The sequence below is a fragment of the Oryzomicrobium sp. genome, assembly GCF_021287045.1.
Classification (GTDB): domain Bacteria; phylum Pseudomonadota; class Gammaproteobacteria; order Burkholderiales; family Rhodocyclaceae; genus Oryzomicrobium.
Genome location: NZ_JAJTBG010000007.1, coordinates 1 through 13843 on the forward strand (window position 1 = coordinate 1; position 13843 = coordinate 13843).

Below are 13843 nucleotides of genomic sequence, written 5' to 3' on the forward strand. Positions count from 1 at the left end.
GTAAATTAACCTCGGATTCTAAAGCCCACTGCTACTGAAAACGGGGGGACGTCGCCTAGAATACCCTGATGCAGAACACTGAGCCTTGTACAACACAATAATGGCAAGCAGCCTGGGGACAGCCCCTTCAATAGTGATCAGTGATGATCCTACTGGGTGGAACAACAACAGCAGCCCCAGCGAAGCTGGTCTCCTTGCGAATTGCCACAACGGTCTGTTTTGGGGTCGGTAGTTCGCGTTCTCTAGACAGAGAAGCTGCCTTTCGCGCCCCCTCATTGCAGAACGGCCGGTATGTGATGCGTTGCTGCCCGATTCAACGCGATCAGCCAATGACAGCAAAGGCCGAGAAACGGACTCTTCGAAATAAAAAAGCCCGATCATTTCTGATCGGGCTTTAACTTCCTCTTACCAGGAAGCATATCTTTGCCGGCTTGTATTGGAAGCATAAGCCTGCCTTTCGGCAAACTTATGGTCCCAGTGACATTTTTGGACTGCTTTGGAACAGATTTTGGTGGAGGCGGGGGGGATCGAACCCCCGTCCGCAAGCCCTCTACAGGCAGTTCTACATACTTAGTCCGGTCTATTGGGTTTTAGCCGTGACGCGCCGGCCGAACAGGCTCGCTTCAGGCGATCCGCTAGGTTTTCGTGGTCGGCCATGCGGCAGAGCCGACCCTTATCTGATGTGAATGACTCTGCTGCCCCTTGCGGGGCCCGGCCCATCAGCGTGCCGGTGCAGAGCTCGCCGGGTTAAGCGGCGAGAGCGAAACGCTCGTCGTTGGCGTTTAGTTGTTTCCAGATGGATTTACGAGGTCACTGGTCCTCGGTATGCCCTGCTCTGCTTCGCAACCCACGTCGAAGCCAGGTCGCCCCCAGAAAACGCTGGCTGCGATGCTATGCAGCCGTTTCAGGTCGGTTTTGCAGATGAAAACCAATGGATAGTCTAGCACGCCAAGCCGAACAAGGTGGCGATTTCGTCCGGATGATCCACCAGGTGGTCGGCCCCCCATTCGACTGGATTGCCGCCGTCGCCCAGGTAGCCGTAGCGGACGGCTATGGTGCCCATGCCAGCCGCCTTGCCGGCCAGGATGTCGCGCAGGTCGTCGCCGACATACCAAGTGGCGGCGGGCAGGGCGCCCACCTGGGTGCAGGCGAACAGGAGCGGATCAGGGGCCGGTTTGGGGCGCTGGGTGGTGTCGCCGGAAACGATGCAGACAGCTCGCTGGTCCAGTTGCAGCGCTTCAAGGAGGGGGAGGGTGAAGCGGGCGTGCTTATTGGTGACCACTCCCCAGGGGATGGCGACGGCTTCCAGGGCGGCGAGCAGGTCGGCGATGCCGTCGAACAGTTGGGTGCGGCGGCAGATGGCGGCAGCGTAGTGGGTGAGGAAACGGGCCCGGTAACGCTCGAAGCGCGGGTCTTCGGCGGTCATGCCGTAGGCGGCGAAGAGCAGGCCCCGGGCGCCCTGGGAGGTGTAAGGGCGCAATGTCTCGTCATCGATCAGCGGCAGGCCGTCCTCGATCCGCAGCCGGTTGGCGGCGGCGCCCAGGTCGGGCGCCGTGTCGGCGAGCGTGCCGTCCAGGTCGAAGAGGACAAGGCCGGGGCGTGCTTCAGGCATTCTTGATGGTCCGCACCAAGTAGTTGACTCCGGTATCCGTGCCCAGGCTGTAGCGCTTGGTGAGTGGGTTGTAGCGCATGCCGATCAGTTCGGCCGGCTCCAGATCGCTCGCCCGGGCCCAGCGGGCCAGTTCGGAGGGGCGGATGAACTTGGCGTAGTCGTGGGTGCCCTTGGGCAGCATTTTGAGAACGTACTCGGCACCGAGCACGGCCAGTAGGTAGCTCTTGGGATTGCGGTTGAGCGTGGAGAAGAACACCTGGCCTCCGGGTTTGACCAGTCGGGCGCAGGCGGCGATGGTCTGGGCGGGGTCCGGGACGTGCTCGAGCATTTCCAGGCAGGTGACGATGTCGAATGCGCCGGGTTGCTCGTCGGCCAGGGCTTCGGCGGCAATCAGCCGGTATTCCGCCTGGCGGCCGGTTTCCAGCAGGTGAAGGCGGGCAACGCCCAGGGCTTTTTCCGACAGGTCGATGCCGGTGACCGTGGCGCCACGTGCGGCCATGCCTTCGGAGAGCAGGCCGCCGCCACAGCCGACGTCGAGCACTTTCTTGCCGGCCAGGCCGGCGGTCCGTTCGATCCAGTCAAGGCGCAGCGGGTTGATGTCGTGCAGCGGCTTGAACTCGCTGTTCGGGTCCCACCAGCGGTGGGCGAGGTCGCTGAATTTCTGCAGTTCGGCGGGATCGGCGTTCATGGTCAAAAACTCGTTAGTTTCAACGGAAAGAGCGGGAGCGGGGATGATACAAATAAAAAAGCCCTGCTTGCGCAGGGCTTTTTTTGACCGCCAAGCGATTACTTGGTGCCGATCACTTCGATTTCAACGCGGCGATCGGGCTGCAGGCACTCGATGAGAGCCTTGGTCTTCTTGCTGCCCTTGCACTTGTCACCGGTCACGGGCTGCTTCTTGCCCTTGCCTTCGGTGTACACGCGGTTGGCTTCAACACCCTTGCCGACCAGGTATTCCTTCACGGAAGCGGCGCGCTTCTCGGACAGCTTCTGGTTGTAGGCGTCGGTGCCGATGCGGTCGGCGTGGCCGACGGCGATGATCACTTCCAGCTTGATCTGCTTGACCTTCTCGGCCAGCTCGTCCAGCTTGGCCTTGCCTTCCGGACGGAGGGTGGCCTTGTTGAAGTCGAACAGGGCGTCAGCGGAGAGGGTGATCTTCTCAGCGGCGGGCTTCACGCCAGCAGCGGCGGGAGTAGCGGCAGCGCCAGCCTTCGGCTCGCAGACTTCCTTCGGCAGGATGTCCTTGTCGCAGGTGCAGCCGTTCGGGTCCTGAGCGGCTGCAGCTGGGGACCAGTAGCCGGTGCGCCAGCAGTCGCCGAAGTTGTCACGGGCGACGACGCCGCGGGCGTCGATAGCATAAACGCTGGTGCCAGCGGCGGGAGCCTGAGCCTGGACTTGGGCGGCAAAGCCCAGACCAGCGAACAGAACCGCCACCAAGGAGTGTTTCGCGATTTTCTTCATGATCGATCCTCTTTTTTCGAAAAACCTGCCGGGGAGTCGGTTCGGGCGTCCCGTCCTGTTTGTTGACCTGAGCGAGTGCGCACGGACCTAACCTTGAGTTTTATTCTGCCATACTTGCCCGATAACCCGCAATGAATCATCGCTGGCGTTTCTCAAGACTCCGTTTTCAACACAAAGTTCGCCGCCAACCCAGACGTGGCTGACATTTTCCCGCCCTAAAACATGAACAACATGGGAGGCGGGATCGAAGCAGGGCAGGTGGTCGCTGCTGGTCACGGCCAGGGCGCACAGGTCGGCGTGTTTGCCGGCTTCGATCGAGCCCAGCGCCCGCTCCAGGCCCAGGGCCCGGGCGCCGGCCAGGGTGGCGGCGCGCAGGGCCTGGTGGGCGGGCCAGCAATCGGCCCGGCCGGTCGTGCCCTTGGCGAGCAGGGCGGCCAGGCGCATTTCACCGAGCATGTCGAGCCTGTTGTTGCTGGCGCTGCCATCGGTGCCGATGCCCACATTGACGCCCGCATCGAGGAGAGCTGCGCTGGGGGCGAGGCCGCTGCCGAGCTTGAGGTTGGATGCCGGGCAGTGGGCGACGGAGCTGCCGTGGCGGGCGAGCAGGTCGATTTCCCCGGGCGTGAGATGCACCGCATGGACGGCGATCAGGTTCGGGCCGACCAGGCCCAGCCGGTCGAGCCGTTCCAGGGGACGCAGGCCGTACTGGGCCATGCTGTCGCTGATTTCCTGGTGCGTTTCGTGGACGTGCAGGTGGATCGGGACGTCCAGTTGTTCCGCCAGGGTCAGGATGCGCGTGAAGGTGGCGTCGTTGACCGTATAAGGCGCATGGGGTGCCAGAGTAAAGGAGAGCAGGGGCTCATCGCGCAACTCGTCGCGCACGGCCAAGCCCTTGTTCAGGTAGTCCTCGGCGTCGTGGGCGTAGGCATTGGGAAATTCCATCACAGTCATGCCGATGGAGGCCCGCATCCCCAACTGCAGCGACGCCTGGGCTGCTTCCCGGGGAAAAAAGTACATGTCGTTGAAGCAGGTGGTGCCGCCCCGGAGCATTTCGGCGCAGGCCAGCAGGGTGCCGTCGCGGACGAAGTCCGGTGAGACGAGCCGGGTTTCCGCCGGCCAGATGTGGCGTTGCAGCCAGTCCTGCAAGGGGCGGTCGTCGGCGTAGCCCTTGAGCAGGGCCATGGCGGCATGGGTGTGCAGGTTGATCAGGCCGGGAATCAGGATGTGATCCGGCAGTTCCCGGGTCTGTCGCGGGGCGTAGCGCTGCAAGGCCTCGCTTCGGGGCAGCACGGCGACGATTTTGCCGCTTTCGATGGCGACGGCATGGTCGTCGAGCACGACGTTGGCGGGTTCGACGGGAATCAGCCAGCGGGGCAGCAGCAGGGTATCGATCGGAACGGGGTCTGGCAGGCGGTGATCGGCCATGGGCATCGTGGGGGGCAGGCGTAAATGGCCGGCGGGGCGGCGGAACTGCGTATTTATCATATTCGCCTTGCACCTCCAATCGCCGGTCGGCGGCGCTTGCCCGGCCGGTCGGTCGCGGGGCGCACTAGGGCGGGGCGCCGTGGTCGGGGGCGCCGCCATGCTAGAATTCTTCGTTTATTTGCTCACGATGCCCTCGGTGCAGGGCGGGAACCGAACGCATGGAACAATTCGCCAAGGAAACCCTACCGGTCAGTCTCGAAGACGAGATGCGGCGCTCCTACCTCGATTACGCCATGAGCGTGATCGTGGGCCGGGCCCTGCCGGATGTGCGGGACGGCCTCAAGCCCGTGCATCGCCGCGTGCTGTTCGCCATGCACGAACTGGGCAACGACTGGAACAAGGCCTACAAGAAGTCCGCCCGTGTGGTCGGCGACGTGATCGGTAAGTACCACCCCCACGGCGACACCGCGGTGTACGACACCATTGTGCGCATGGCCCAGGACTTTTCCCTGCGCTACATGCTGGTGGACGGCCAGGGCAACTTCGGCTCGGTGGACGGCGACAACGCCGCCGCCATGCGTTACACCGAAGTGCGCATGGCCCGCATCGGCCACGAACTGCTCGCCGACATCGACAAGGAAACCGTCGACTTCGGTCCCAACTATGACGGTTCCGAGCAGGAACCCCTGATCCTGCCGGCCAAGATTCCCAACCTGCTGATCAACGGCTCGTCCGGCATCGCGGTGGGCATGGCCACCAACATCCCGCCCCACAACCTGTCCGAGGTGGTGGCCGGCTGCTTGGCCCTGCTGGAAAACCCCGGGCTGACGGTCGACGACCTGATCGAGTACATCCCGGCCCCCGACTTCCCCACCGCCGGCATCATCTACGGCATCAACGGGGTGCGCGAGGGTTACCACACCGGCCGCGGCCGGGTGGTGATGCGCGCCAAGACCCACGTCGAGGATCTGGAAAAGGGTGGCAAGCAGGCGATCATCGTCGACGAGCTGCCCTACCAGGTGAACAAGAAGACCCTGCTCGAAAAGATCGCCGAGCTGGTCAACGACAAGAAGATCGAAGGCATCTCCCACATCCAGGACGAGTCCGACAAGTCCGGCATGCGGGTGGTGATCGAGCTCAAGCGCGGCGAAATGCCCGAGGTGGTGCTCAACAACCTGTACAAGCAGACCCAGTTGCAGGACACCTTCGGCATGAACATGGTCGCCCTGGTGGACGGCCAGCCGCGCCTGCTCAACCTGAAGCAGATGCTGGAGTGCTTCCTCGCCCACCGGCGCGAGGTGGTGACCCGCCGCACCGTGTTCGAACTGCGCAAGGCCCGGGAACGGGGCCACGTGCTCGAAGGCCTGGCAGTGGCCCTGTCCAACGTGGACGAGATCATTGCCCTGATCAAAGCTGCGCCGACCCCGGCGGATGCCCGCCGTGCCCTGCTGGCGCGCACCTGGCGCAGCCCGGTGGTGGAAGAGATGCTGGCCCGCTCGGTGGCCGACGCGTCCCGCCCTGAAGGACTGTCCCCCGAATTCGGCCTGTCCGACCAGGGCTACCGGCTGTCTGAAGCCCAGGCCCAGGCCATCCTGGAGCTGCGCCTGCAGCGCCTGACCGGCCTGGAGCAGGACAAGATCGTCGGCGAGTACCGGGAAGTGATGGAAACCATTGCCGATCTGCTCGACATTCTGGCCAAGCCGGCGCGCATCACCGCCATCATCGTCGAGGAACTGACCGCCATCCGCGCCCAGTTCGGCGACGGGGCCAAGGACAAGCGCCGCTCCGAGATCGTCACCTACGCCCAGGATCTGGGCATCGAGGACCTGATCACGCCCCAGGACATGGTGGTGACCCTGTCCCATACCGGCTACGTCAAGTCCCAGCCCCTCACCGATTACCGTGCCCAGCGCCGCGGCGGCCGGGGCAAGCAGGCGGCCTCGATCAAGGACGACGACTTCGTCGACCACCTGTTTGTCGCCAACACTCACGACTACATCCTGTGCTTCTCCAACCGGGGCCGGGTGTACTGGCTCAAGGTCTATGAAGTGCCCCAGGGCAGCCGCACCAGCCGCGGCAAGCCGATCGTGAACATGTTCCCGATGGAAGAGGGCGAGAAGATCAACGCCATCCTGCCGGTGAAGGAATTTGCCGAGGACCGCTACATCTTCATGTGCTCCGTCCAGGGCACCGTCAAGAAGACTCCCCTGTCCGACTTCTCCAACCCGCGCAAGGCCGGCATCATCGCCGTGGCCCTGGATGAGGGCGACTATCTGATCGGCGCCGAGCTGACCAATGGCCAGAACGACATCATGCTGGTGTCCGACGGCGGCAAGGCGGTGTGGTTCGACGAAGAGGATGTCCGTCCCATGGGCCGCAACGCCCGCGGCGTGCGCGGCATGAAACTCCAGGAAGGCCAGCGAGTCATCTCCCTGCTGGTGGCCGAGAACGAAACCCAGACCGTGTTGATCGCCACCGAAAACGGCTACGGCAAGCGCACCGCCCTGTCCGAGTTCCGCCACTCCGGCCGCGGCACCCAGGGCGTGATCGCCATCCAGCAGTCCGAGCGCAACGGCATCGTGGTCGGTGCCAAGCTGGTGGTGGAGTCCGACGAAGTGATGCTGATCACCACCGGCGGCGTGTTGATCCGCACCCGGGTCTCCGAAATCCGCGAGTTGGGCCGCGCTACCCAGGGCGTCACCCTGATCTCCTTGGACGAGGGCGAAAAGCTGGCCGGCCTGGAAAAAGTGGTGGAAACCGAAGGTCTGAACACGGGCGACGGCGATGAGGAAGATGCCGGCGCCGACGGCGAGGTGAGCGAAGAATGACCATCCAGCAACAACCCTACGGCCGCATCTGGAACTTCAGCGCCGGCCCGGCGGCCCTGCCTCAGCCTGTGCTGGAGCAGGTGCGCGACGAACTGCTCAACTGGCATGGCGCCGGTATGGGCATCATGGAAATGAGCCACCGCGGCAAGGAATTCACCGCAGTGATCGAGCGCACCGAGGCCGATCTGCGCACGCTGATGGGCATCCCCGCCAACTACAAGGTGCTCTTCCTGCAAGGCGGCGCCACCCAGCAGTTCGCCCAGATTCCCCTCAACCTGCTCGGCAGCCGTTCCGCCGACTACCTGGTGACCGGCTCCTGGTCGAAGAAGGCCTACAAGGAAGCCCAGCAGGTCGCTCCCCAGACCGGTGGCCGCGCCCGCCTGGCGGGCAGCACCGAGGCCGGCGGCTTCACCACCCTGCCGGCGCCCGCCGACATCGACTTCGATGCCCAGGCCGCCTACTTCCACCTTTGCACCAACGAGACCATCCACGGCGTCGAGCTGTTCGACGACGCCCTGCTGAACGCGGTGCCGGCCGGCGTGCCGGTGGTGGGCGACCTGTCGTCCCACATCCTCTCGCGCCCCATGGACGTGAGCCGCTACGGCCTGATCTACGCCGGTGCGCAGAAGAACATCGGCCCCTCGGGCATCACCCTGGTGCTCGTGCGCGACGACCTGATCGGCCGCGCCCCGGCGAGCCTGCCGACGGTCCTGGACTACAAGGTGATGGCCGACAACGGCTCCATGCTCAACACCCCGCCGACGTTCGCCATCTACATCGCCGGCCTGGTGTTCCAATGGATGCAGGGCCTGGGCGGCGTGGCGGCCATGGAGGCGCGTAACGCCGAAAAAGCCCGCCTGCTCTACGCCGCCATCGACGCCAGCGGCGGCTTCTATCGCAACCCGGTGGAAAAGTCGGTGCGCTCGCGCATGAACGTGCCCTTCGTGCTGGCCGACGCCGCCCTCGACGCCGACTTCCTGGCCGGCGCCAAGGCGGCCGGTCTGGCCGGCCTGAAGGGCCACAAGTCGGTGGGCGGCATGCGCGCCTCGCTCTACAACGCCACCCCGGTGGAGGCGGTGCAGGCCCTGGTGGCCTACATGGCCGACTTCCAGGCCCGCCGCGGTTGAGGCCTCAGCCATGAACGACGATCTGCAGAAGGAGCTGGGCGCCGTCCGCGGCGAAATCGACAGCATCGACGCCGAGTTGCTCGACCTGCTCAACCGCCGCGCCAAGTGCGCCCAGAAGGTCGGCGAGATCAAGGGGCGCTACGGCGAGGACGGCCACATCTACCGGCCCGAGCGCGAGGCCCAGGTGCTGCGCCGCATCCAGGACACCAACCCGGGGCCCCTCTCCAACGAGAGCGTCACCTGGTTCTTCCGCGAAGTGATGTCGGCCTGCCTGTCCCTGGAGCAGCCGCTGGGCATCGCCTTCCTCGGCCCCCTGGGCACCTTCTCCGAACAGGCCGCAGTCAAGCACTTCGGCCATGCCACCCGGCTGCTGCCCCAGTCGTCCATCGACGACGTGTTCCGCGACGTGGAGGCAGGCCACGCCGACTACGCCGTGGTGCCGGTGGAAAATTCCACCGAGGGCGCCGTGGGCCGCACCCTGGACCTGCTGCTCGGCACCTCGCTGAAGATCTGCGGCGAGGTGGTGCTGCGTATCCACCAGCACTTGCTGTGCAAGGAAGCCGACCTGTCCACGGTGACCAAGGTGGCCTCCCACGCCCAGTCCCTGGCCCAGTGCCACGAATGGCTCAACCGCAACCTGCCCGGGGTGCCGCGCATTTCCGTGGGCAGCAACGCCCAGGCGGCCCAGCTGGCTGCCACCGAGCCGGGCACGGCGGCCATCGCCGGCGAAGCCGCGGCGGATCGCTACCAGCTGCCCAAGCTGGCCGCCAACATCGAGGATGAGCCGAACAACACCACCCGCTTCCTGGTGCTCGGTCGCCACGATGCCGGTGCGTCGGGCCGTGACAAGACCTCCCTGATCGTCTCCACCCCCAACCGCTCCGGCGCCTTGGCGGACCTGCTTTCGCCGTTCTCCGAGGCCGGGGTGTCGATGAGCCGCCTGGAATCCCGCCCGGCGCGCCATGCCCTGTGGGAGTACGTGTTCTACGTGGACGTGGACGGCCACCGCGACGACCCCGGCGTCGCCCACGCCCTGCGTCAGCTCGAAGCTCGGGCCGGCTACCTGAAGCTGCTCGGCTCCTACCCGGTGGCGGTGTACTGAGCTGCACCGGTCTTGCCGGCGTCCGCGCCTGGCGGCGTGACCACAGCTTCTGGTGAAGCGGGCTCCGCTTCCGGCGCCGCTTTCTGCTCCCCGTCTAGCGAAAGGATTCTCATGGCTCTGGTGGACCAGTCCCTGCCCTACGTGCGGGCCATCTCTCCGTACCAGCCGGGCAAGCCGATTGCCGAGCTGGCCCGGGAGCAGGGTGTGGACGAGCGCCACATCATCAAGCTTGCCTCCAACGAGAATCCCAGGGGCATGAGCCCCCGGGCCCGGGCGGCCATGGAGCGCGCCCTGGGCGACCTGGAGCGCTACCCGGACGGCAACGGCTTCGCCCTCAAGGCGGCCCTGGCCGAGCGCCATGGCGTCGGCGTCGACCAGATCGCACTGGGCAACGGTTCCAACGACCTGCTTGAACTGGTGGCCCGGGTGTTCCTCGCCCCCGGCCGCAGCGCCGTCTTCTCGCGCCATGCCTTCGCCGTCTATCCCCTGGCCACCCTGGCCGCCGGCGGTGAGTGCATCGAGGTGCCGGCCCGGGACTACGGTCACGACCTGGACGCCATGGCGGCGGCCATCGGCGCCGATACCCGCATCGTCTTCGTCGCCAACCCCAACAACCCCACCGGGACCCACATTCCGCCGGAAGCGCTCCATGCCTTCCTCGCTCGGGTGCCGGCCGACGTGCTGGTGGTGCTGGACGAGGCCTACCACGAGTACCTGCCCCCCGAATTGCGCGGCGAGACGGTGGGCTGGTTGCGGCAATTCCCCAATCTGCTGGTCTCCCGCACCTTCTCCAAGATCTACGGCATGGCCGGCCTGCGCATCGGCTACGCCCTGGCCGCTGCCGAGGTGGTGGACCTGATTAACCGGGTACGCCAGCCCTTCAACGTGAACAGCCTGGCCCAGGCGGCCGCCTTGGGGGCGCTGGAGGATCACGGCTTCGTTGCCGAGAGCTACGCAATGAACCGGGCGGGCATGGAGCAGTTGGTGATGGGCCTGAAGCGGCTCGGCCTCGGCCACCTGCCGTCCCAGGCCAACTTCGTCACCTTCAAGGTGGGCAACGGCGTGGCGGTCAATGCCAGGCTGCTGGCCCAGGGGGTGATCGTGCGCCCCATCGCCAGCTACGGCATGCCCGAGTGGCTGCGGGTGACGGTGGGCACCGAGCCCGAGAATGCCCGCTTCCTCGCCGCCCTGGAAAAGGCCCTGTAAGCCGTGTTCATTCACACGCCGTCGCCATTTCACCGCGAACCCGCACCGAACTCCGCATCGTTTTTCCGGCCATGACCGACCCGATTCCTTCCTTTCGTTTGAACAAAGTCCTCGTCTTCGGCGTGGGCCTGATCGGCGGCTCCTTCGCCGCCGCCCTCAAGGCCGCCGGGGCGGTGGGCGAGGTGGTGGGCTTCGGTCGCACCCGCGCCGGGCTGGAAGAGGCCTTGCGCCTCGGTCTGATCGACCGCATTGGCGAATCGATCGCCGCCGAGGCGCCGAATGCGGACCTGGTGCTGCTGGCCACCCCCGTGGGCGGCATGGGCACCCTGATGCAGGCCCTGGCTCCCCACCTGGGGCCCGATACGGTGGTTACCGACGGGGGCAGCACCAAGCACGACGTGGTGGCCAATGCCTACGCCGCCTTCGGCGGCCGGATCGGCCAGTTCGTCCCCGCCCATCCGATTGCCGGGGCCGAAAACAGCGGCCCGGCGGCGGCCAAGGCCGACCTGTACCGGGAGCGCAAAGTGGTGGTTACCCCCCTGCCCGAGAACCCGCCGGCCGCCGTGGCCCGGGTGCGGGATGCCTGGACGGCCTGCGGCGCGGTGCTGCACACGTTGACTCCGGCGGACCACGACCGGGTATTCGCCGCCGTGTCGCACCTGCCGCACCTGTTGTCCTTCGCCCTGGTCCACGATCTGGCGGTGCGCGACGACCGAGATATGTTCTTCACCTTCGCCGCCTCGGGCTTCCGCGACTTCACCCGCATCGCCGCCAGCCACCCGGAAATGTGGCGCGACATCTGCCTGGCCAACCGGGCGGCCCTGCTCGAAGAGCTGGACCGCTACACCGCCCAGCTCGCCGGGTTGCGCGAGGCCCTGGCCAGCGGCGACGGCGCCGCCCTGGAAGCGGCCTTCGACTCGGCCCGCACGGCGCGGCGCGCCTGGGCCGAGGGCAAGCTGGTCTGATTGACCGCTCGGCTGCTGCCCAATCCTTCGTTTTCGTACCGAATTCCGTCTTTATCTGTCAGGACCCATGGACTTCCTCGACCTGCCCCAACTGCTGTCCTCTTCCGGCACCGTGCGCCTGCCCGGCTCGAAGAGTTTTTCCAATCGCATCCTGCTGCTGGCCGCCCTGTCCGACGGCGAGACCGAGGTGCGCGACCTGCTCGAATCCGACGACACGGCCCGCATGCTCGAAGCCCTGGAGGCCCTGGGGGTGCTGGTCACCCGCCTCGGCCACCACGCCTACCGGGTCAAGGGCATCGGCGGCGAAGGGGCCTTCTCCGGCTTTCCCCATCAGGCCCTGGAACTGTTCCTGGGCAATGCCGGCACCGCTTTCCGCCCCCTGACCGCGGCCCTGGCCCTGGCCGGCGGCGAATACGTGCTGAAGGGGGTGGCGCGTATGCACGAGCGGCCCATCGGCGACCTGGTGGATGCCCTGCGCCAGCTGGGCGCCCGCATCGACTACCTGGAAAACCCGGGCTATCCGCCCCTGGCGATCCATCCGCCGGTGATTTCCGACGTGGCCACCGTGTCGGTGCGAGGCGACGTTTCCAGCCAGTTCCTCACCGGCCTGCTGATGGCCCTGCCGCTGCTCGACCGCCAGGTGACGGTGGTGGTGGAAGGGGAGCTGATCTCCAAGCCCTACATCGAGATCACCCTGGCGGCCATGGCCCGCTTCGGCGTCACCGTGCAGCGCGAGGGCTGGTCCCGCTTCACCGTCGCCGCCGGCGCCCGCTACCACAGCCCGGGCATCATCTACGTGGAAGGCGACGCCTCGTCGGCCTCCTACTTCCTCGCCGCCGGCCTGATCGGCGGCGGGCCGGTGCGGGTCGAAGGCGTGGGTAGGGATTCGGTTCAGGGCGACGTGGCCTTCGCTGAGGCCCTGGCCAAGATGGGCGCCCGCATCGACATGGGCGACAACTGGATCGAGGCGCGGCGCCCCGAGGGCGGTCGCATCCTGGCGGTGGACATGGACTGCAACCATATCCCCGACGCGGCCATGACCCTGGCGGTGGTGGCCCTTTTCGCCGACGGCACCACCACCCTGTCCAACATCGCCAGCTGGCGGGTCAAGGAAACCGACCGCATCGCCGCCATGGCCATCGAGCTGCGCAAGCTCGGCGCCGAGGTGGAGGAGGGCGCCGACTACCTGCGCATCACCCCGGTGCCCCGCCTGCGTCCGGCCGCCATCGGCACCTACGACGACCACCGCATGGCCATGTGCTTTTCCCTGGGCGCCTTCGCCACGCCGCTGCGCATCCTGGACCCGGGCTGTACCGCCAAGACCTTCCCGGATTATTTCGAACGCCTGGCCGAAGTGGCCGTGGCGGCGCCGGTGATCGCCATCGACGGGCCGTCCGCCTCCGGCAAGGGCACCGTGGCCGCCCGGGTGGCGGCGGCGTTGGGCTGGGATTACCTGGATTCCGGCGCCCTCTACCGCCTCACCGCCCTGGCGGCGCAGCGGGCCGGGGTGGCCTGGGACGACGAAGCCGGCGTGGCCGCCGTGGCGGCCGCCTTGGACGTGAGCTTTGCCGAGGGCGTGGTGCGGCTGGGTAGCGAGGACGTGAGCGACGCCATCCGCGCCGAAGCCATCTCCGGCGGGGCTTCCGCCGTGGCGGCGCTGCCCGCCGTGCGCGAGGCGCTGCTCTTCCGCCAACGGGCTTTCCGTACCGCTCCGGGCCTGGTTTCGGACGGCCGGGACATGGGTTCGGTGGTCTTTCCGGATGCCCATCTGAAGGTGTTTCTCACCGCCACCGCCGAGGTGCGCGCGGAGCGGCGCTATAAGCAGTTGATCGAAAAAGGTTTCTCTGCTAGCCTTGATAAGATTTTGCAGGAGCTGCGCACGCGTGATGAGCGCGACAGCCAGCGCGCCGTGGCGCCGCTCCAGCAGAATGCGGATGCGCAATTGCTCGAAACGTCCGGCCTGTCCATCGATCAAGCGGTGGGCCAGGTGCTGGCCTGGCATCAGGCCGCAGGCGGCACGACCCAGCAGTAATACGCATCCGCGAGGTGCTCGCCGTACCGAGCCGACCGTTCAGCGGTCGGCTTTGTCTTCTGGGTGCCCAGGGGCTGCCCCCGCA

The 13843-nt window shown here is 66.4% G+C and carries 10 protein-coding genes and 1 other RNA gene; 6 read left to right on the top strand and 5 right to left on the bottom strand.

Annotation, left to right across the window (positions count from 1 at the left end; translation table 11 throughout):
- Positions 1-509 precede the first annotated feature (509 nt).
- From ssrA to LWW89_RS09045, 5 genes are all read right to left on the bottom strand, one after another.
- Positions 510-871, bottom strand: a transfer-messenger RNA (tmRNA) gene (gene ssrA, locus LWW89_RS09025).
- Positions 872-940: 69 nt separating this feature from the next.
- Complete coding sequence (locus LWW89_RS09030) at positions 941-1612, bottom strand: HAD-IA family hydrolase (protein ID WP_293263657.1); 672 nt, start codon at positions 1610-1612, stop codon at positions 941-943.
- On the bottom strand, positions 1605-2300 hold the full coding sequence (ubiG, locus tag LWW89_RS09035; protein ID WP_293263658.1) for a bifunctional 2-polyprenyl-6-hydroxyphenol methylase/3-demethylubiquinol 3-O-methyltransferase UbiG: 696 nt from the start codon (positions 2298-2300) through the stop codon (positions 1605-1607). Before ubiG ends, LWW89_RS09030 begins: the two co-directional genes overlap by 8 nt.
- A gap of 98 nt (positions 2301-2398) precedes the next feature.
- Positions 2399-3073: an OmpA family protein gene (locus LWW89_RS09040; protein ID WP_293263659.1), complete on the bottom strand. Its 675-nt coding sequence runs from the start codon at positions 3071-3073 to the stop codon at positions 2399-2401.
- 87 nt (positions 3074-3160) lie between these two features.
- A complete protein-coding gene (locus LWW89_RS09045; protein WP_293263660.1) occupies positions 3161-4498 on the bottom strand; it encodes a TRZ/ATZ family hydrolase in 1338 nt (445 codons plus the stop codon).
- A gap of 218 nt (positions 4499-4716) precedes the next feature.
- Between LWW89_RS09045 and gyrA the strand changes: the two genes are divergently transcribed.
- The 6 genes from gyrA to LWW89_RS09075 all read left to right on the top strand — a co-directional run bounded on the left by gyrA (position 4717) and on the right by LWW89_RS09075 (position 13758).
- Positions 4717-7326, top strand: coding sequence for a DNA gyrase subunit A (gene gyrA / locus LWW89_RS09050; RefSeq protein WP_293263661.1), 2610 nt, complete (start codon positions 4717-4719; stop codon positions 7324-7326).
- Entirely contained in the window at positions 7323-8453 is a 1131-nt protein-coding gene (serC, locus tag LWW89_RS09055; RefSeq protein ID WP_293263662.1) for a 3-phosphoserine/phosphohydroxythreonine transaminase, read from the top strand. Before gyrA ends, serC begins: the two co-directional genes overlap by 4 nt.
- Before the next feature lie 10 nt (positions 8454-8463).
- Complete coding sequence (gene pheA, locus LWW89_RS09060) at positions 8464-9555, top strand: prephenate dehydratase (RefSeq protein ID WP_293263663.1); 1092 nt, start codon at positions 8464-8466, stop codon at positions 9553-9555.
- Between the two features lie 111 nt (positions 9556-9666).
- Positions 9667-10761, top strand: coding sequence for a histidinol-phosphate transaminase (gene hisC, locus LWW89_RS09065; protein ID WP_293263664.1), 1095 nt, complete (start codon positions 9667-9669; stop codon positions 10759-10761).
- 98 nt (positions 10762-10859) lie between these two features.
- The gene (locus tag LWW89_RS09070; RefSeq protein ID WP_293263665.1) at positions 10860-11726 is read left to right on the top strand and encodes a prephenate dehydrogenase/arogenate dehydrogenase family protein; all 867 of its coding nucleotides are present in this window, start codon (positions 10860-10862) and stop codon (positions 11724-11726) included.
- Between the two features lie 67 nt (positions 11727-11793).
- Complete coding sequence (locus LWW89_RS09075) at positions 11794-13758, top strand: bifunctional 3-phosphoshikimate 1-carboxyvinyltransferase/cytidylate kinase (RefSeq protein ID WP_293263666.1); 1965 nt, start codon at positions 11794-11796, stop codon at positions 13756-13758.
- Positions 13759-13843: the final 85 nt, after the last annotated feature.